We start from the raw sequence: 17,232 nt of genomic DNA, 5'->3' as shown, positions 1-17,232 counted from the left end.
CTAATTACTTGACTTACAGTATACTATACCTGAGGTGAAGTATACATGACGTACAGTAGCCGCGTGCTCAGAGTCCGCCTGCGCGAACTCCTCCACGACAACGACGTGTCCGCCTACCGTCTCGCGCAGGAGGTCAAAACCATCAAACCCGCCCAGCTCTACGCCATCGTCCGTGGAGACCGCTTACCCAGCCTCGACACGGTCGATGACATCCTCAACGCTCTCGCGAGGATCACCAAAAAAACTTTTACGCCCAACGATGTACTGGAGTATGAACCCGACTGACCAGAGCCTCAGGCCGGCAAGTCAGACACCCCGCACCATGGAGACCGGCACGATCACGCCCGCCACCTCCACGCCGATCACCTCGAACACCACCAGCGGATCCGGATCCGTCAGAGTACGGCGCAGCTGCTTCGCGTTGTACATCCACCAGGCGAACGCCCGGCCATGCTGACGCACATGCAAACGAACAGGGTAGGGAAGGTCATCAAGCTGCAGCACGGGTGCTCCTAAGCACCCTCTTTAATCCTCAAACTGGACAGCCGTCTTCGAGGGGCTGACGCAGGCTTTCGAGCGCTTTGCGCGAAAATTCCGGGAACTCGTCGAGAAACAGCACGCCCCGGTGGGCGAGGCTGACCTCACCAGGTTTGGGCACACTGCCTCCGCCAATCAGCCCGGCGTCGGAAACCGTCGAGTGTGGTGCCCGGTAGGGAGGCTCACTGCGCAGGTTGTGGCGGCTGGTCAGCAGGCCGGCTGCGCTGTGAATGCGCATCACTTCCAGTGCCTCGGCACGGCTGAGGGGAGGCAGCAGCGACGCCGCCCGCCGTGCCAGCATGGTCTTTCCACTGCCCGGTGAGCCGATCAGCAGCAGGTTGTGTCCGCCTGCCAGCGCAATTTCGAGGGCCCGTTTGGCTTGCGCCTGCCCTTTGATGTCGCTGAGACACACCCTGCAATCGGTGGAGGGAGGAGGCAGCACCGCCTGCGTCGGCGCGATGGGCGCTGTTCCCAGCAGGTGACTCAGGGCTTCGAGCAGCGTGCCCGCCCCGAACACCTGTGTCCCCTCGATCAGGGCTGCTTCTGAAGCGTTGCCGAGCGGCACCAGCACCTGCGCCCCCAGGCTGTCGGCTTTGATCGCCAGGTTGACGGCGCCAGGAATTGTCCGCAAACTGCCGTCCAGTGCCAGCTCCCCCGCTGTCAGCAGGTGGTGCAGCGCCTGCGGGGGCAGGTGGCCACTGGCGGCCAGCAGGCCCAGGGCGATGGGCAGATCGAACACCGGGCCTTCCTTGCGCAGGTCTGCCGGGGCCAGGTTCACGGTGATGCGCGCTGCCGGAAACGGCAGACCGCTGTTGCGAATGGCGGCCCGTACCCGTTCACGCGCTTCGCTGACGGCCTGGTCGGGCAGTCCCACTACGTTGAAAGCCGGCAGACCGGGAGAGACATCGACCTCGACCGTGACGGGCAGGGCGTCCACGCCCACCAGGGCGACACTGGTTGCAGTTGCCAGCATCAGGGCACGTCCAGGGGGAGGGAGGCAACGAACGGATCGGTGGGGGAGGCAGGCATGGTCGTCATGCTAGAGCGGAAAAAAATCGCGGGCGGCGAATATTCGCCGCCCGCCTGCTGGATGCGTTGAGAACGCGAATTCAGGACGCCTTGACCCGACGGCGAAGCAGCTCTACCGCGACCGACAGTCCGGACACCACGATGACACCGAGAATGATCGCCAGGATGTATTTGTCGAGCACTTCCGGCGGAAAGAGCCGCCCGAGGTAATAGCCGGCGGCCGGCACGGTGGTGCACCAGATCAGGGCGCCGATCACGTTGTACAGCGTGAACAGGCGGAAATCCATGCGCCCGGCTCCCGCCATGGTGGGCACGAACGTCCGGACGATGGGCACAAAGCGCGAAATGATCAGGGTCAGGGCGCCGTAACGCTCGAAATAGCCGCGGGTTTTCTCGACGTATTCGGGTTTGAAGATGCGGCTGTCCTGCCGTGAAAACACAGCGGGACCGAAGCGGTGCCCGATGTAGTAACCGACCGAGTTGCCGATGACCGCGCCCAGAAAGCAGGAGAGGATGACGCCGAACAGCGTGACGTCACCGCGGGCAGCGAAGATACCTGCCGTCAGGAGCAACGTGTCCCCGGGAAGGAAAAAGCCGATCAACAGACCCGTTTCAGCAAAAACGATGCCAAAGAGTCCTACATACGAAAAGGTTTTGATCAAATAACTTGGGTCAATATACTCACCGAAATTCATATCGTCTCATTCTACCGGGGAAATCATGGGGGGGCGGCTGCCTCTGCGCTTGATGAGGATCTGGCGCGACCCTGATGTGCAGGTCTACACTCAGCAGCCCGGAAGGACACAAGGAAGCGCCCGCAAATTGCGGGCGCTTCCTTGTGTCCTCATGTGTCCTTCAGGCCTGAGGACGCTTTTCGATCTCCGGAACGCTGTCGCTGGGGGCGATGACCGTCTGGGTGACGGGCGCTTCGGTGCTGGCCACCGACTTGGGATCGTCGCGGAAGCTCGACTCCAGTTCTTCCTTGATGCCCGAGGTGCTGCGCCGGAATTCACGAATGCCCTGACCGAGACTCTTGCCCATTTCGGGCAACTTCTTGGGTCCAAAAACAACCAGGGCGATGAGCAGGATCACGATAATTTCTGCGGGTCCGAGACCAAACATAACAACCTCCGGAGAACTGACGGGCGTGACGGGACAGAAGGACGGGTGGCTTGCGAATGCCTCAGTCTACTGGGGTTATATGCGGGCAAACGTCACTTTGGATGCCTCTGGAGTCGTCCGCTACCGGAAAGCCCGCAACGTACCGTTCATGAAGGCAACATAAAGCGTCCCATCATGCACCAGTGGCGTGGCCTGCACGCCGTGCTCGAAGCGGGCCGACCACAGCACCTCGCCGGTACGCGCCGAGAGAGCCTCGACCTCGCCGGCCTCGCTGGCAACGTACAGCGTGCCCGCCGCCAGCACCGGGCTGGCCGTGACGCGGCCCTGCAGCTTGCGGGTCCACACCTCATCGGCGCCGCGCAAGGTCAGCGCGTGCACAGTGCCGTCCCAGGTGGCCAGGTAGACACGTTGCGTGTCGGCTGCCGGAGACGCCCACATCTCGTGTTCGAGGTCATAGATCCAGAGCAGTGGCTCCTCGGCCAGGGTGGGCCGCCCTTGCTGCAGGGTCAGGTGCAGTGCGTGCGCCTCGCCGTTCCACGCGGGCACGATCAAGGCTGCTTCGCGCGGGCCGAGGTGGGCCAGGGCCGGGGTGGCGTGGACCGTGCTCAGCTGCACCTTCCACAGCACGCTGCCCAGGCTGGCGTCAACGGCATGAATCCAGCCTTCCTCGTCGGCCACAAAGGCCGTGCCGGCCCAGATCACCGGACTGGCGGCGATGGGCGCACCCGCACGGTATGCCCACTGCAGATCACCCCGTTCGCGGCCCACGCAATGCAGGTGACCGTCGCGCGAGGTGACGAGGTAATGGGCCTGCCACAACGTGGGGGCTCCGGTGATCTCCGCACGGGTCTTGTGCCGCCAGCGCTCCTCGCCCCCTTCCAGCGTGACGCGGCGCAAACTGCCGTCCCAGGAGCCATACACGGCGTGGTCCTCTTCGACGGTCGCGGGCGCCGTGACCTCGTCCGCGGCGCTCAGGTCAGCGTAGCGCCGACCCGAACGGTCCACCAGCGAAAGGCGGCTGCGTCGGGTGCCCACCGCAATCACCGGACCCCCCGCCGTCACGGCTGCAGGCCAGGTAACCTCGCCGCCCAGAGTGACGCTCCAGCGTTCGCGCAGGGAGGCGGGGTCGCGAGGCCCTCCCTGGTACTCGCCTGCACGCCCCCAACCACCTCGAAACTGCCCCCCGGAGGACCGTCGTCCTTCGTCATCACGTGCGAGGCGGAGCAGTTCGGCGAGGTGCGCGCCGCTTTCGGGGCGCACCTCGGGGCGTTTTTCCAGCAGTTGCAGCAGGGTGTGAGACAAGGCCAGAGGTACGGCCGGGTTGACTTCGTGAGGGGGTGTCGGGCGTTCGTAGACGTGCTGGTACAGCACGGCCTGATCGCTTTCACCGTCGAAAGGAGGTCGCCCGGTGGCCACCCGGTACAACACCGCGCCGAGGGCGTAGAGGTCGCTGTGTGGACCGACGAAGCCTCCCTTGGCCTGTTCGGGCGCCATGTACTGCGGGGTACCCAGCGTGTAGCCGGCGCGGGTCAGGTCCCGGGTGCCTTCGGAGAGGTACACGAGGCCGAAGTCCATGACCCGGGGAATGCCGTCCTCGCCCAGCAGGATGTTGTGCGGGGTCAGGTCGCGGTGAATCACGCCTTTGGCGTGCACGAAGTCGAGGGTCCGCGCGACGAACGTGGCCGCTTCGAAGAACTGCTGCAGCGTCTGGGGCGCGCCGTCGAGGGGTCCGAGCACGCTGAGGGGTCCGCCCAGCAACAACTGCATGGTGAAAAACAGTTGGCCTTGCCCATCACGGCCCAAATCGTGAATGGCCACCACGCCAGGATGCGATACGCGCGCGAGCGTCCGGATTTCACGCTCGAAACGTCGCCGGTCATTTTCCAGCACGTGCGCGTGCAGGAGCTTCACCGCGACATCGCGGGCCAGGGCAGTGTCGGTCGCGCGGTAGACCTTCGCACTGCCGCCCTCACCGATCAGTTCGCCGAGCACGTAGCGTCCGGTCAGCAGGGCCGGGCCGGGCGAAGACTCCATGCGTTCAGTGTAGTGCTTTGGTGTCCGCGTACTTGTCGGTAAGTCGGGGAGGCGATGAGTGCGGACGGGAGAGAGGCCCACGAACTCGCGGGCCTCTCTGGCCAGTACGTCTCACTCGTCCTTGACACTTTCGTCTTCGAGCAGCGCCCGGTAGTCGTCGAGCTGCTCACCTTCGCCCAGCTCACGGGCAATTTTCTCGATGGCCAGCCGAACGACCTCACTCTTGGAAATCAGGCGCTCGGGGCTGGAGAGCTCGTAGGCGGTTTTCGTGAGCAGGGCGTCCTGCTCATCGGAAATCACCACCTGCAAGCGTTTGCGGTCCTTTTTCGGCATCGCCTGCTCCCAAGGATCATGACCAGGGTCATGAACTATAGACAACGCATGAGGCGCTTGGCCGTCATGGTATGAATCGTCTGACACTCTGCAAGCAGCTGAAGGAGCAGCCTTCGGTTGTTGCGGAGCAAATCCAGCCTAGCACGTTAGATGAGTACCCTCAACACGAAACGCTTAAAAAGCTATAGACGCACCTGAGCAACATGTGTAAGATGCTGGCAGACAACGAATTGTTGCCGATTTCACCGATAAAAACCGACTGTTTCAGTCGTTCGGAAAGGACCTTGATGCTCCACGCCAGCCCCCTGCACATCATCGGTGGAAGACCCCTCACCGGAGAGCTCGAAATTCAGCCCAGCAAGAACGCGGCCTTGCCCATCATCGTCGCAAGCCTGCTGAGCAAGGAGCCGGTGACGTTGCACGGCATTCCGCGTCTCAGTGACATTTATACGATCCTGGAGATCGTGTCTCACCTCGGCACCCGCTGCGCCTGGATCGGGCCGAACTCGGTCGTGCTGCACACGCCGGAATTGACGAGCATCGAAACTCCCTACGCTTTGGTCAGCAAGATGCGGGCGTCGTTTATCGTGATGGGAGCTTTGATCGCCCGGGCGGGGGAGGCCAAGGTCAGTATGCCCGGCGGCTGTGCGTTCGGTCACCGTCCGGTTGATCAGCACGTCAAGGCCTTTCGCGCGCTGGGTGTCGAGCTCGAAGAAGAAGGCGGATCCTTTCACGCTCGCCGCGCCGGTGCCCTGAGCGGCAGCTTCGTGTTCGACATGCTGACGGTGGGTGCCACGCAGAACGCCATTCTGGCCGCCGTGCTGGGCGAAGATCAGGTTCAGCTTGACAACGCTTCGATCGACACCGACGTGGTCGACATGGTCAATTTCCTGAATTCGCTGGGCGCCGACATTCGCGGAGCGGGCACCAACACCATCACCGTTCACGGCGTCCGCGAACTTCGTGGCGGCGAATACCGTGTCATTCCCGACCGCATCGAAGCCGGTACCTTCCTGATCGCCGCAGCGGCAACCCGCTCCAGGCTGACCCTCACCAACGTCAATACCCCGCACCTGCGCGCCATCAGCTCCAAGCTGAGCGAAATGGGCGTGGTGATTCTGGAAAACGGTGACTCGCTTCTTGTCGACGCCACCCGTGAACTGCGGCCTGCCCACGTGACAGCCCTGGAGTTTCCCGGTTTCCCGACGGACCTGCAACCGCAGATGAGCGCACTGCTCGCAACCGTGCCTGGCACCAGCGTCGTGACGGACAAGATCTACCCGGACCGCCTCACACACGTGGTCGAACTCAACCGCATGGGTGCGGACATCGTCGTGAGCGAGCACACCCAGGTGATTCAGGGAGCCACGCTGCACGGCGCGCCCGTTCGGGCAGCCGATATTCGGGCGGGTGCCGCACTGTTCATTGCCGCGCTGGCCGCCGAGGGTGAAACGGTCATCGACGGCATGCAGTACATCAACCGTGGCTACGAGCGTCTGGCCGAGCGTCTGCGTGGTGTGGGCGCCCAGGCCTACCAGGGCGAGCCACTGCTGGCCGCCGCGATGGACTGAACGGGCACGCGCCCAAAAAGAGGCGGGAAGGGCGACTTGCCCTTCCCGCCTCTTTTGGCGTGTGTCCCTGCTGGGCCGAAGCGCAACGGCGGTGCTAGACTGCCCGCATGCTTTCGGGCAATCTGGCTGACTTCGCACTTCTCGGCGTGATGCAAATGCTGCTCAGCAGCAACCGCACAGGCTGTCTGCACCTCGAACACGCGCGCGGTGGCGACATCTGGATCGAAAACGGAGAGGTCGTACACGCGACTGCCCTCGGTAAGACAGGTGACGAGGCCATCAGCCTGATTTCCAGTCTGGCCGATGGCCGATTTGTCTTCGAACAGAATGTGACGACGCCCGAGCGCACCATCAGGCTGCGCCGCGAGATGCTGCTCGGACGCATGATGCAAGAAGGCGACGCCTGGGCCGAACTGCTGCGGGCCTTTCCGGACTGGTCCCGTCCGCTGCGCTTCACCGGCGGCTGGAGCGATCAGACCCGCGTTACGCGTCGCCAGTACCTCGCGCTCTCCGGCATCGGCAAGGGCCACCTGGCCGCCATCGTGAGCGACAGCGATCTGCCACCCCGAGAACTGCTGGAACTGCTCTTGCCGTTCTGGCAGGCTGGAAAAATCGAGTACGCCGCCTGAACCTGGCGGGCGGCGGGCGGTGAGCAACAGCAAGGACGGGCCACTGGCCCGTCCTTGCTGTCTGGGTTTATTTGTCCTGTGTGGTTCCGTTCGGGGTTTCCCCTTCGGGTTGGCCGCTGGGGGCCGCTTGCGGCGTGGCCGCATCTGGCGTCTGGTTGCCTTCCTCGGCTGCGGGCGGCTTGATCGTATTCTGCGCGGCGCGCTTCTCGACGGCCTTGATGACCGTTTCCAGCCGGTTCTCGACCTTGACCTTCTTGAGGTGCTGCTTCACGAACTCCTGACCCAGCGCGGCGCGCTTTTGAGTCAGTACCTGCTCGCGCAGCTGACCTTCGACTGCGCTGAAGGGCTGGCTGCTGGCCTTGACGAGGTCGGTCACGTAGATCACGCTGAAACGTCCATTCGCCTCGACCACATCGCTGACGCTGCCGTCACCGGCGGGAGCGAGACGGCCCGAGTCAAACACGGCTTTGGAGGCCACTTCGCCCAGCTTGCCGTCACCGGCCGTGACCTCGCCGAGTTCGTTGACCGTTCCGCCAGCCTTGGCGGCGGCCTGGGTGAAATCACCGGCGCTCTTCACGAACGATTCGCGGAAGGCCAATGCTTTCTGGCGGTCCTTGAAGCTGGCTTCGTTGACATTGGCGCGCGCTGGCGTGGACAACTGCGCTTTTTGCTGCTCGTACGCCTGGCGCACTTCGGCGTCGGTCACCTTGGCGTCCCGTCCACCGTAGGCCTGCAAACCGGCGAGCAGTTCCTGACGGCTGCCGGTCAGGGGCAGCTTGAGTTCCTTGACGATCGACTCGGCGCCGTAGCTTTCGATGATGGTCGTGAGGACCTGCGGCTTGAAGAAACCGTTGACGAGGGTCGCGGCCTGGTCGCCGCCCTGCTGGATGAACTGACCGAACTGCGGGTTGCTCAGCATCGCCGAGAGCACTTCGGAGTACTGCACCTTCTGGTCGCCGACCGTGGCCACCACCGGGTTGTAGTAATCCCAGCTCTTGTCGATGACCTGCACGTCGGCTTTGGCTTCGAGTCCCTCGAGCCAGCGTTCGACAGCAGCATTTTTCTTCTGGTTCTCGACGGCCTTGAGGGCTTCGTTTTTCGCTTCGGCGAAAGGCTTGGTGCCCGGCGCGACGAATTGTTCCACCTTGACGATGTAGTACTTGTCGCCCGACTTGACCACGTCGGTCACACCGCCCGAGGTCAACTTGAACGCGGCTTCCGAGGCCTCGTTGGGCAGGGCTACGCGTCCCACCGGACGAATTCTGCCGTTCTCCACGGCGCCCAGTGCACCACCGCGCTCCTTGTTCTCCAGGCTGTTTTCGGAAGCCAGCTTGGCGAAATCCGCACCGCCCTTGATCTGAGACAGCAGCTCTGCCGCCTTCTTCTGATCACTGACCACGATGGCGCGGGCCGAGATACGCTCCTCGGAGCGGAAGTTACCTGGGTTCAGGTCGTAGTACAGCTTCGCTTCGGCTTCGGTCGCCTTGGGCGCCTGGTCCTGAATGGCCTTGGCCTTCTTCTCGATGGCCAGTCGTGAGCGCAGCTGCTCGCGGAAGCTGGAGTCGGTGTAGCCCAGCGCGGACAGGCGCTCGGTCCAGTCGCTGTTCTTGGTGAGGTTGTTCTGGGTCCGGATTTCCTGTACCTGACTGTTGACTTCCTGACGCGGAACGTTCACGTCTCCCGCAGCTTCAGAGAGCAGCACTTCGCGCACTTTCTGATCGACGATGACGGTCTTGAAATCCTCGCCGAGTGCGCCGTCACGGGCCATGGACAGCACCTGATTGCCTTGCCGGACCCGTTCGAGTTCCTCGACCGTGACGGTCACGCCGTTGACTTTCAGGGCGGGTGTGCCGCGCTGTGCGCCCAAACTCAGGCCGGACATGCCGGGTCCGGTGAACTGCACCACCATACCGGCGACGAGCAGTAGGGCCAAAACGCCCAACAGGACGCGTACGAGAAGCTTCTGGTTCACTTGACTTCCTCCTCAGGAGCGTGCTAGTCTTGCCCCGCTTTGCGCCCGTAGCTCAGCTGGATAGAGCGTTGGCCTCCGGAGCTAAAGGTCACAGGTTCGAATCCTGTCGGGCGCGCCACAAAAACACCACCCAGCGGGTGGTGTTTTTTCTCTCGCTCACAACCGCACGCAGGGATTCTAGCACGCTGTCTCAAGGCGAGATGAAGCGCTCTTGAGCTTCACGAGAACGCAGAATTTGTTACTTTTCACTCGCCCGGTGGCCTGGCGGCCCGTTCATGTTCGTTTCGCGGTTCCATTCGTCAAGATGACCTCAGGAGGACTGTATGCCCGACTTTTCCGACGCACTGCGCGCCCTGCCTCATTCGGTGGACGGCGCTCCCTCCAGGGAAGGCCCGTATGGAGTGTTGGGGCTGGGTGAGGGCGCCCTGCCCGCCGAGCTGCTGCTCTCGCTCATCGAGCGGCGTCTCACCAGCAGTGGGACGCAGTTCGTGCTGGCCTCGGCGGATTGGGAAGTGGCCGCCGACGATTACGCCAACATCGCCGAGGCGAGCGGTGCCACCCTGGTCCGCCTGGGTGAAGCTGACATCCAGAAACTCGATGGTCTGGTGCCCCGCAGCGTGCTGTCTACGTACGCGTATGCCCAGCGGGTGGCGTACGCCTGCGGGCAAGGCGAGGCTGCCCAGGAAGCAGACCGTCTTATGGCCTCACTGGCCGAACGTTGCGTGCCAGAGGTAGGGGAGGGTAACCCGGCGCGTGAACTCGCCTGGAGCCTGTGGAACCGCACACCACTGTTGCTGGCCCCCCAGGGCGAAGGCTTTCTCACCTGGGCCTGGCAGGTGTTGCTCGCGCGCATCGGCAAGAGCCTGTCGCTGCCCGTCGAGCACGATCCCCTGTACGTATTGACGGGCGCCTTCGAAGCGAGGCACGAGCATGGGGATGGTCGTGTGGCGCTGCTCCTGGGCGAAGAAGACCAGGAACTTGGTTTGGCGCGCGAGGTGCTCGAAAGCCGCGTCGACGAGGTGATCGCGGTGCCTTACCCCGAGGGGTCGGGCGGGTACGCGGGCAGCCTCGCCCTGTGGTACTTCGGTGCCTGGGTGGGGTATTACCTCGCCGAGCGCTACGGCCAGAAGCCTGAAGACTCCAAGCCGCTGCGTGAGGTTTTGGCCAGCCTCGATCAACCAGTGGACAAAGAGCTGAACTGATACGAACCGGAGTGCATTTCGGAGCAGCTGAGAGCGATACCCAGGTGGTCCTCTATGAACCCAACCTCGTTGCTGAGTCCGCTCACTGTCTGGGGCCATGACTGCTTCGCGTCGCTCAGCCGTCAACGCAACTCGGTAAGAGGAGGCGGGGCGAGCCGAGCGGAGTGCTGCCTGGCTTGCCGTACGAAGCTTCAGGGCATGAGCTTCAGGGCATGATGGCCCCATGCTCCTCGGCGGGCTTCACCTCATAGCGTCAGCGCCGGGTGTCCTTGCCAAGTCACCGGACAACAGCCGGGCGAGCAGCCAACCTTGAAACGCCCGAGTGTCCGACGAATCGACTTCTGCGACTTCCGCAGGCGGCTCCGTCCACGGGCCATGCCACTCCTGGGCCGACCAGGCAAACATGATCAGGGCGCGCTGCCGGAGCAGGTTCGGCAGCGCCTGTTCCACGTTGCCCTGCACTCCGCACACTTCCTGGTAACCGGCCAGCAGAAAGGGAAGCAGCGCCGCGCACCGCCCGGCGCTGCATTCCAGCAACGGCCGCGCCAGATCGGCCGCCAGTCGGTCCCAGTTGGGCTCGTCGAAGTCGATGATGGTGATCTGCGCTCCATCCCAAAAGGCGTTTCCGGCGCGCATGTCGCCGTGCGTAACTCCAAAAGGTTCTTGTGGTGCTGACTGTGCCCAAGCGGAAAGCTCGGCGTACAGTGGCAACAGACGCGGCTCGGAGCGTGCGAGTGCCTCCTCGATTTCGCTCGTCCACATGCCCGAAAATCGCTTGATCAGCGCGTCAGGGGGAGGCGCGAAATCACGTGAAGCGCAGTGCAGCGCTCCTATCGCACGCCCCCAGGCCGTAACCTCAGCCGGGTCCAGCTGCCCGGGATGAAGCCTCCTGCCAGGTGCTTCACGGACCAGAGTGGCGTACCAGCGGCCCTGGTCCGACGGGCGCGACTCGAACCACTCGCCGTTGACCGACCGGAATGGCTCGCACACGGGGGCGCCCCGGCTGAACACGTGCGCGAGGTAACTCGTGGCGCCCCGGACTTTGGCTTCGCCGAAGTGTGCCTCGTGGCCGCACCTGAGGTACACGGTCGTCCCTTCGCGCTCGCCGCGCCAGACCACGTTGATACCCGAGTTCACGAGGTGCAGCGAGGAGCGTGTTACCCCGAAGAGTCGCGCGAAGTCATGAAGCAGCGGACGCGAAAGGTCGACCATCAACCAGTCGTCGATGTGCGCTCAACCAGATCGCGAAGACGGTCGATCAAAGGCCTCAGTCGCTCACGTTTCAGCTTGAGCGCCGTGCGATTCACCACAAAGCGGGCGCTGGAATGCATGATCGTCTCGATTTCCTCCAGGTTGTTGGCCTGCAAGGTCGAGCCGGTCTGAACGATGTCCACCACAGCGTCCGCAAGGCCAGTGAGGGCGGCCAGTTCAATGTTTCCGCTCAGCTTGACCACTTCGGCCGCGAGGCCCCGGTCACGCAGGAACTGCGCTGTCAGGCGTTCGTACTTCGACGCCACCCTCAGAATAGGCGAGGTCGCGCCGCGCTCACGAATCAGGGACAGGCGGCAGGGTGCGAAGCCCAGATCGAGCGGTTCGTACACGTCGCGTCCGGCTTCCATCAGGACGTCCTTACCGACCATACCGGCGTCGGCGACACCCAGATCCACGTACGTCGGTACGTCCGAATTGCGCAGTTCGAGCAGCACGACCTCACCGTCTTCCTGAACAAAACGGTGGCGCAGCGCACGGCTTTTCTCGGGCAAATGCACCCTCAGCCCGGCGCGCGCGAGCAGGTCCACGCCCTGTTCGAACAGGCGTCCTTTGGGGAGGGCCAAGGTCAGAATCGAGGCGGACGGCGAATCCGCGCGCTTCACGTCGGTGCCGTTCATGTCAGCGCCCCGAGGTCCTGCAGCTTTTCTCCCTGCGCGACATGGGTGATGCCGCGCGACTGCGCGTAACGGGTGAGTTCCACGATGTCGTCCGTCCAGGCCAGCTCAGCGCTGAGGCCCTGAGCATGTGCCCAGCGCAGAGAAGCGAAATCGAGGGCCAGCACTGCTTCGTGGCCTTGCGGAGGTGCGCCCAGCGCCAGGGTCAGGCGCTCGAGTCCCAGCGCGAAGCCGGCGCCGGGAATCCCGGTGTCGTAGCGTCCACCGCCCAGCAGTGGCTGCGACATTCCCGCGCTGTAGGCGCGAAAGGTGAAGCCGGTGTAGTACTCGTAGCGGCGCGACATGCCCAGGTCAAAGAGCAGCGGCGAGCCATACAGTGCGGTGATGTCCTCCAGCCGCTGCACCACCCCGCTTGCCCGCGTGCCCAGCGGAAGCGCGCGCGCTTCGGCCAGCACTTCCGGACCGCCGTACAGTTCCGGCAGGGTTTCGAGCACCTGCGCCGCATCGCGGTCCAAGGCGTGGCGCGCAAGCAGGCTGCGCACCTCGGGCATGGCCTTGCGGTCGATGGCCGCGTGCAGGGCGCCCCGGTCCGCTTCGGGCAAACCGCAGTCTTCCATCACGGCATCGACAAAGCCTGGGTGGCCGATCTCCAGTTTTGCTTGCACACCCACCCGAGCGAGGCCGCTGCGTGCCAGTTCCAGCAGCTCGGCGTCCGCGCGCGCGCTTGTGATCCCCACCAGCTCCACGCCGATCTGCGTGAACTCGCGCAGGCGTCCGGGTTCGCTGGTCTGATGGCGCAGCCACAGTTTGCCGCCGTATTGCAGGCGCAGCGGATACGGATGGTCAGGAAAGCGGGTCCGGACGAGCCTGCCCACCGCAGTCGTGAATTCGCTGCGCAGCGACAGCACCGCGCCTTCGCGGTCGATCAGCTTGAAGGCCCGCGCTTCCTGCGGATGGGCAGGGTCGTGCAGTTCCAGGGCGGGAACGCTGACGCCCTGGTATCCCCAGGCGTGGAAATGCAGCTGCAACTCACGGACCAGCGCCTGACGCCACGCCCATTCGGGAGGCAGCACGTCGCGCGTGCCTTCGGGAATGATCATCGGCGGGCTCCGCATGGCCGTGCCCTGTGCGTCCTGTGCACCTTGTTCAACTGTGCCCTGTTCAATGACCGCTGAGCGCTGTCCTTCATGCCCTTCTCCTTATAGCGTTTTGCCCCTGACCGGACTCGCGGGCGGTTTCGACTGTGTAAAGCAGGTGGCTGACCGGCCCGCTTTTGTCCTCCACGCTCCTTTGGTCCGGCTCTGCCGAAGTCGGACTGTCCGGAGCGGACAGCCGCCCAAACGGGACTCACGATACTGTGCTTTTGGCTTCATGACAGGACCTCGCGCTTTTGGCTTCATGACAGGACCTCGCGCTGCCCGGATACCCGAGAGGCCAATTCGGCGGTGTGCGGCGCCACCGAACGCCGCCGGTCATGACCGCTCTATACTCTCTCCATGTTCCGTGCGCCGCGTGCCTGTCTGCTGCTGCTCGGCCTGGCCATGTTGGGCAGTTGTGCCCGGCAGACCGACGCCTTTCAGCCTCGCATCATCATCACCGAGCCGGCTGCGGGCTCTGTTTCACGTCAGAACAGCACGGTCGTACGCGGTTACGCCATGGACGACCGCGCGATTGCCCAGATCCGCGTGAACGGCCAGCCTCTTACCCTGCGCGAAGGCAGCCGCAAGATCGTACCGTTCGCGTTCCGGACCTCGACCACCTCGAACCGTGCCGATTACAGCATCGAAGCCGTCGACGAGGGTGGCCTGTCCACCAAGATTGCGCTGCCGCTGCGTTATGATCCCAATCCGCCCAAACTGGAAATCACCAAGTTCGAGCGGGAAGGGGAGACACTGCGCGTTTCCGGTGTGGCCACCGACGACGTCAAGGTCACGTCGATCAGCGTTGACGGCAGCAAGCTGGGCCTTGGCGCGTCCCGGCGCGTCCCGTTCTTCGCGGAGTCGACCGGAAAATTCATGGACATCGTGGTGACCGACGCGGCAGGAAACAAAGTCTCCCGGCGCGTACAGTAAGGCCTGCGGCGCTGTCAAGGCCACGGCAGCAAAATTTCAGTGGGAAACTGCGTGCCTCTACCCGTTTTTCACTGCCAGGTTCAGCCTCGCAGGCCGTCCCGGCGCAGCTCCTGCTCCATCTGTTGGGTGGTGGTTCTCTCGGTGAAATCGTTGGCCCAGATCACCGCGCCTCCGCCGAGCAGGGTCAGCAGCAGGAGACGGGCGCGCACTCCCTTACGGGCGCGTTGCCACCGGTCTGCGGTTTCGTCGATGCCTCGTGTGGTCATATTTCCAGTGTTTCGAAGCAGACGTGAAAAAGCTCGGGTTTGCCGCAAGCTGGCTTGAATATTGAATGAACTTGTAACTCCGCCCGTGCCCAACGGCATCAAACTTCAAGCTGTCGCAGCATCGGGCCACCTTGGAGCAGCCATCAGGGCGACGCCCTGGGAATGGCGGTGACAGCCTTGGACCTGGCCGTCAAGGTGTGTCGCATTTGGAGCAAGCGCTTATGCCCCATCAGGTGCCAATTCCGACAGTCTGATCGCAACCTGATTCGGAGCTCACACAGCAGCCCATCCTTCTTGAAACGAATCTCACTGGATTTTCAGAAATCTGACGGGGAAGGGGCCAAATACACATGAAGATGAGGCGGCAGTGCGTTTTAATCTTAATCGAAGGCTTAGATTCGCAACATTACTCATAAACCAGTGTCCTGGATAAATTCTGCATAAAGGGGTTGTGAGATTCCTCAATTGTCATTGAGCTTGGTACCCGACAGTTTTGTGACTTCAAGTGCCAGCCGGTGAGAAAAGCTGGTCCACCAGCTCCAGGAGCGTGGCAGCCTCGCCCCACACGGCCCGCGTGAACGCCCGTATCAACCTCGACCAGCCAGCTGCCAGCATCCCCACCGCCGCGCGGCCATGGACCAGCACCCGCCGTGCCTCCCCGGCGCCCAGCAACGCACACCACACCAATGCCAACGTCAGCAACCCGATCAGCCGTGACACGTGCGCCGCCCGCGTCATGTGCGACGATTCCAGCCGGAAACCCCTGGACTTCATCGAAGCAAAAAGTGACTCCACTGCCCACCTTGCGGCATAGCAGTCCAGCAGCCGCTCGGCTCGTAACGTCCCGATCACCACCACCCGCTCACCCTCAGCGCTCACGGCCACGGCGACGTTCACGAAGGTACCCATCACCTCCACCTCGTGCGCAATCACCCCGCGCTCGTGCGCCTTCAGGTCAGGCAACCACTCGCACGCCGGCAAACCATCGACGTTGGTATCTGCTCGGATGCGCAAGCAGAACGGCACGCGGTGCCCGGTCAGGAACGCCAACCAGTCTGCACCGATGAATTCACGGTCAGCGATCAACAAGCGAATCTGGTGGGGTTTCAGGAGTTCGAGTGCCTGCCTGAGCAACTCCGCGCGGATGCTCTGGTTGCTGCTTCCACCATGGTCGAGCGTCTCCCACAAGAGTGGGATCGCGACGCCGCGCCAGCGAACGGCGAGCACCAGCAGGTTGACGTCCTGCATCCCAAGTTTCCAGTTCGTTCGGTCGAGAATGAAGATGCGCTTGCCGTCCGGGAGGGCTTGGAGGACGAAGCGGGCAACATCGAGTGGGCACAGCGGGTGCTGCTGGAAGAACCGTTCAATCCGCCGGATCACCGAGGAGGTTTTGGCTTGGCCGGGGAAACGCGTGGCGAGCTTGGCATGCCGGGTGTCCTGCGCGGTGATCAGGGCGAAGAGTATCAGGACGAGCAGGTCGAGCTGGTTCTTGCGGTAAGCGGGGAAGTATGCCCGCAGGCGGGATTGGAAGGCATCGAAGGCAGGCTGGGACGCGTTTCTTTATGCCTCACTCGCTCCTGAGAACCTTGCACTCAAAACTGTCGGGTACCAAGGTCATTGAGGACCCGTCGAACCTAGACTGACCTCAACTTCGATAGACAAAGCGACGCTTCATACCTCAGGACAGAATGAAGCGAAGCGGGGGAGGAAGTTGAAGCGACGATTGATTGCTCGTTCGATTTACAGATTTGCCGTCAAAACACTTACCCCTGATACAGGAGAAATAATATGAACATCAAACTTGCTGGACTTGCCCTGACTGCCGTTCTCGCCCTCGCCGCCTGCGGACAGACCACTCCTCCTCCTACCGATGGTGGCACCGACGGTGGCACCGACGGTGGCAGTGGTGCGACGACCGGAGCAGTAACTGTCAGCGGACTGCCGACTGGTGCGACTGCACAGGTCGTGGACGCTCAGGGAATGGTTGTAGCCGACCAGTCGCAGCTGGCTCCCGGCGAATACTTCGTGGTGGTACGCAGTGGAACGCACTTGAACGTTGCAACTAAGCAGTCCACTACGGTGACTGCTGGTCAAACCACTGAGGTCACCGCTCCTACTATGACCAAGGCAAAGGCAGTATCTGGCCCCTCTGGTTTCTACTTTGAAGGTCTGAGCGGCACCAAGCCGAGCGTCAAGGTCAATACCCAGCAGACCCTGGTCATCTTTTTGAAGCCCAGCACTACTGCTTCAACTGCTGACTTCACTGCTTACGCAGAATTCCCGGGTGACAAGATGTTCACCTTTGCGAGCGGAACTGCGAAAGTTGGTACGGGCGCTGCGGCAGCCGTGATTTTTGATCCGGTGACTAAAGTTGCGGCGTCGCCAGCAGTAACGGTGGCGGCGGATGCAGAGCTGGTCATGACCTTGAAGTTCACTCCTACAATGACTGGTGACTTCTGTGTGGCAGTGCCTAACCTGTCGCCTGTCGGCACCAACATGAATCAGACGGCCTGCTTGGCCGTCACCGAGTAACTCCTGCAGGTTTGAAATAAATAAAGCGGCTGCCGATCTTTCGGTAG

At 62.9% G+C, this 17,232-nt stretch carries 19 protein-coding genes and 1 tRNA gene; 8 read left to right on the top strand and 12 right to left on the bottom strand.

What is annotated here, in order from left to right; all coding sequences use genetic code 11:
• The first annotated feature begins 63 nt into the window (after nt 1-63).
• On the top strand, nt 64-285 hold the full coding sequence (locus DEIPE_RS02185; protein ID WP_157448734.1) for a helix-turn-helix domain-containing protein: 222 nt from the start codon (nt 64-66) through the stop codon (nt 283-285).
• 21 nt (nt 286-306) lie between these two features.
• Here DEIPE_RS02185 and DEIPE_RS02180 read toward each other — a convergent pair whose 3' ends face one another.
• From DEIPE_RS02180 to DEIPE_RS02155, 6 genes are all read right to left on the bottom strand, one after another.
• Nucleotides 307-504 carry a hypothetical protein gene (locus tag DEIPE_RS02180; protein WP_015234348.1) on the bottom strand — a complete coding sequence of 66 codons (198 nt, stop codon included), beginning with the start codon at nt 502-504 and terminating at the stop codon, nt 307-309.
• 28 nt (nt 505-532) lie between these two features.
• Complete coding sequence (locus tag DEIPE_RS02175) at nt 533-1,510, bottom strand: YifB family Mg chelatase-like AAA ATPase (protein ID WP_015234347.1); 978 nt, start codon at nt 1,508-1,510, stop codon at nt 533-535.
• A gap of 136 nt (nt 1,511-1,646) precedes the next feature.
• Nucleotides 1,647-2,228 (bottom strand): DedA family protein, encoded by a 582-nt coding sequence (locus tag DEIPE_RS02170; protein ID WP_245557580.1) that lies wholly within the window; start codon nt 2,226-2,228, stop codon nt 1,647-1,649.
• Between the two features lie 193 nt (nt 2,229-2,421).
• Complete coding sequence (locus DEIPE_RS02165; RefSeq protein WP_015234345.1) at nt 2,422-2,688, bottom strand: Sec-independent protein translocase subunit TatA/TatB; 267 nt, start codon at nt 2,686-2,688, stop codon at nt 2,422-2,424.
• A gap of 120 nt (nt 2,689-2,808) precedes the next feature.
• Nucleotides 2,809-4,722 carry a protein kinase domain-containing protein gene (locus tag DEIPE_RS02160; protein ID WP_015234344.1) on the bottom strand — a complete coding sequence of 638 codons (1,914 nt, stop codon included), beginning with the start codon at nt 4,720-4,722 and terminating at the stop codon, nt 2,809-2,811.
• Between the two features lie 111 nt (nt 4,723-4,833).
• Nucleotides 4,834-5,055: a hypothetical protein gene (locus tag DEIPE_RS02155; protein WP_015234343.1), complete on the bottom strand. Its 222-nt coding sequence runs from the start codon at nt 5,053-5,055 to the stop codon at nt 4,834-4,836.
• Nucleotides 5,056-5,342: 287 nt separating this feature from the next.
• On the opposite strand from DEIPE_RS02155, the gene murA reads away from it, so the two are divergent.
• Nucleotides 5,343-6,626, top strand: coding sequence for a UDP-N-acetylglucosamine 1-carboxyvinyltransferase (gene murA, locus DEIPE_RS02150; RefSeq protein WP_015234342.1), 1,284 nt, complete (start codon nt 5,343-5,345; stop codon nt 6,624-6,626).
• A gap of 107 nt (nt 6,627-6,733) precedes the next feature.
• Nucleotides 6,734-7,255 (top strand): DUF4388 domain-containing protein, encoded by a 522-nt coding sequence (locus tag DEIPE_RS02145; protein ID WP_015234341.1) that lies wholly within the window; start codon nt 6,734-6,736, stop codon nt 7,253-7,255.
• Between the two features lie 67 nt (nt 7,256-7,322).
• Here DEIPE_RS02145 and DEIPE_RS02140 read toward each other — a convergent pair whose 3' ends face one another.
• Nucleotides 7,323-9,227: a peptidylprolyl isomerase gene (locus DEIPE_RS02140; protein ID WP_015234340.1), complete on the bottom strand. Its 1,905-nt coding sequence runs from the start codon at nt 9,225-9,227 to the stop codon at nt 7,323-7,325.
• A 41-nt stretch (nt 9,228-9,268) separates the two neighbouring features.
• On the opposite strand from DEIPE_RS02140, the gene DEIPE_RS02135 reads away from it, so the two are divergent.
• Together DEIPE_RS02135 and DEIPE_RS02130 are read left to right on the top strand one after the other, a co-directional pair.
• Nucleotides 9,269-9,345 (top strand) — tRNA-Arg (locus DEIPE_RS02135).
• A gap of 205 nt (nt 9,346-9,550) precedes the next feature.
• A complete protein-coding gene (locus DEIPE_RS02130; RefSeq protein ID WP_015234339.1) occupies nt 9,551-10,429 on the top strand; it encodes an SIS domain-containing protein in 879 nt (292 codons plus the stop codon).
• A gap of 240 nt (nt 10,430-10,669) precedes the next feature.
• On the opposite strand, the gene DEIPE_RS02125 is transcribed toward DEIPE_RS02130, so the two are convergent.
• From DEIPE_RS02125 to hisZ, 3 genes are read right to left on the bottom strand one after another with little or no spacing between them, the layout of a single operon-like run.
• Complete coding sequence (locus DEIPE_RS02125; RefSeq protein WP_015234338.1) at nt 10,670-11,641, bottom strand: phosphotransferase enzyme family protein; 972 nt, start codon at nt 11,639-11,641, stop codon at nt 10,670-10,672.
• Nucleotides 11,641-12,318, bottom strand: a complete 678-nt coding sequence (gene hisG, locus DEIPE_RS02120; RefSeq protein ID WP_015234337.1) for an ATP phosphoribosyltransferase — start codon at nt 12,316-12,318, stop codon at nt 11,641-11,643. Before hisG ends, DEIPE_RS02125 begins: the two co-directional genes overlap by 1 nt.
• Nucleotides 12,315-13,415, bottom strand: a complete 1,101-nt coding sequence (hisZ, locus tag DEIPE_RS02115; protein ID WP_015234336.1) for an ATP phosphoribosyltransferase regulatory subunit — start codon at nt 13,413-13,415, stop codon at nt 12,315-12,317. The genes hisG and hisZ overlap by 4 nt, the downstream gene beginning before the upstream one ends.
• A 396-nt stretch (nt 13,416-13,811) precedes the next feature.
• Between hisZ and DEIPE_RS02110 the strand changes: the two genes are divergently transcribed.
• Complete coding sequence (locus DEIPE_RS02110; protein WP_015234335.1) at nt 13,812-14,387, top strand: hypothetical protein; 576 nt, start codon at nt 13,812-13,814, stop codon at nt 14,385-14,387.
• A gap of 80 nt (nt 14,388-14,467) precedes the next feature.
• On the opposite strand, the gene DEIPE_RS02105 is transcribed toward DEIPE_RS02110, so the two are convergent.
• Nucleotides 14,468-14,653, bottom strand: coding sequence for a hypothetical protein (locus DEIPE_RS02105; protein WP_015234334.1), 186 nt, complete (start codon nt 14,651-14,653; stop codon nt 14,468-14,470).
• Nucleotides 14,654-15,154: 501 nt separating this feature from the next.
• A complete protein-coding gene (locus DEIPE_RS02100; protein ID WP_015234669.1) occupies nt 15,155-16,033 on the bottom strand; it encodes an IS4 family transposase in 879 nt (292 codons plus the stop codon).
• On the opposite strand from DEIPE_RS02100, the gene DEIPE_RS24795 reads away from it, so the two are divergent.
• Together DEIPE_RS24795 and DEIPE_RS02090 are read left to right on the top strand one after the other, a co-directional pair.
• Entirely contained in the window at nt 15,959-16,234 is a 276-nt protein-coding gene (locus DEIPE_RS24795) for a hypothetical protein (RefSeq protein WP_245557655.1), read from the top strand. The two genes, DEIPE_RS02100 and DEIPE_RS24795, sit on opposite strands and share 75 nt — an antisense overlap.
• A gap of 207 nt (nt 16,235-16,441) precedes the next feature.
• Nucleotides 16,442-17,185, top strand: coding sequence for a hypothetical protein (locus DEIPE_RS02090; RefSeq protein ID WP_015234333.1), 744 nt, complete (start codon nt 16,442-16,444; stop codon nt 17,183-17,185).
• Nucleotides 17,186-17,232: the final 47 nt, after the last annotated feature.

This window comes from Deinococcus peraridilitoris DSM 19664, assembly GCF_000317835.1.
GTDB classification, from domain to species: Bacteria; Deinococcota; Deinococci; order Deinococcales; family Deinococcaceae; genus Deinococcus_A; species Deinococcus_A peraridilitoris.
Note: the sequence above shows the minus strand (reverse complement) of the source record. Positions and strands in the feature narration are given on the sequence as shown.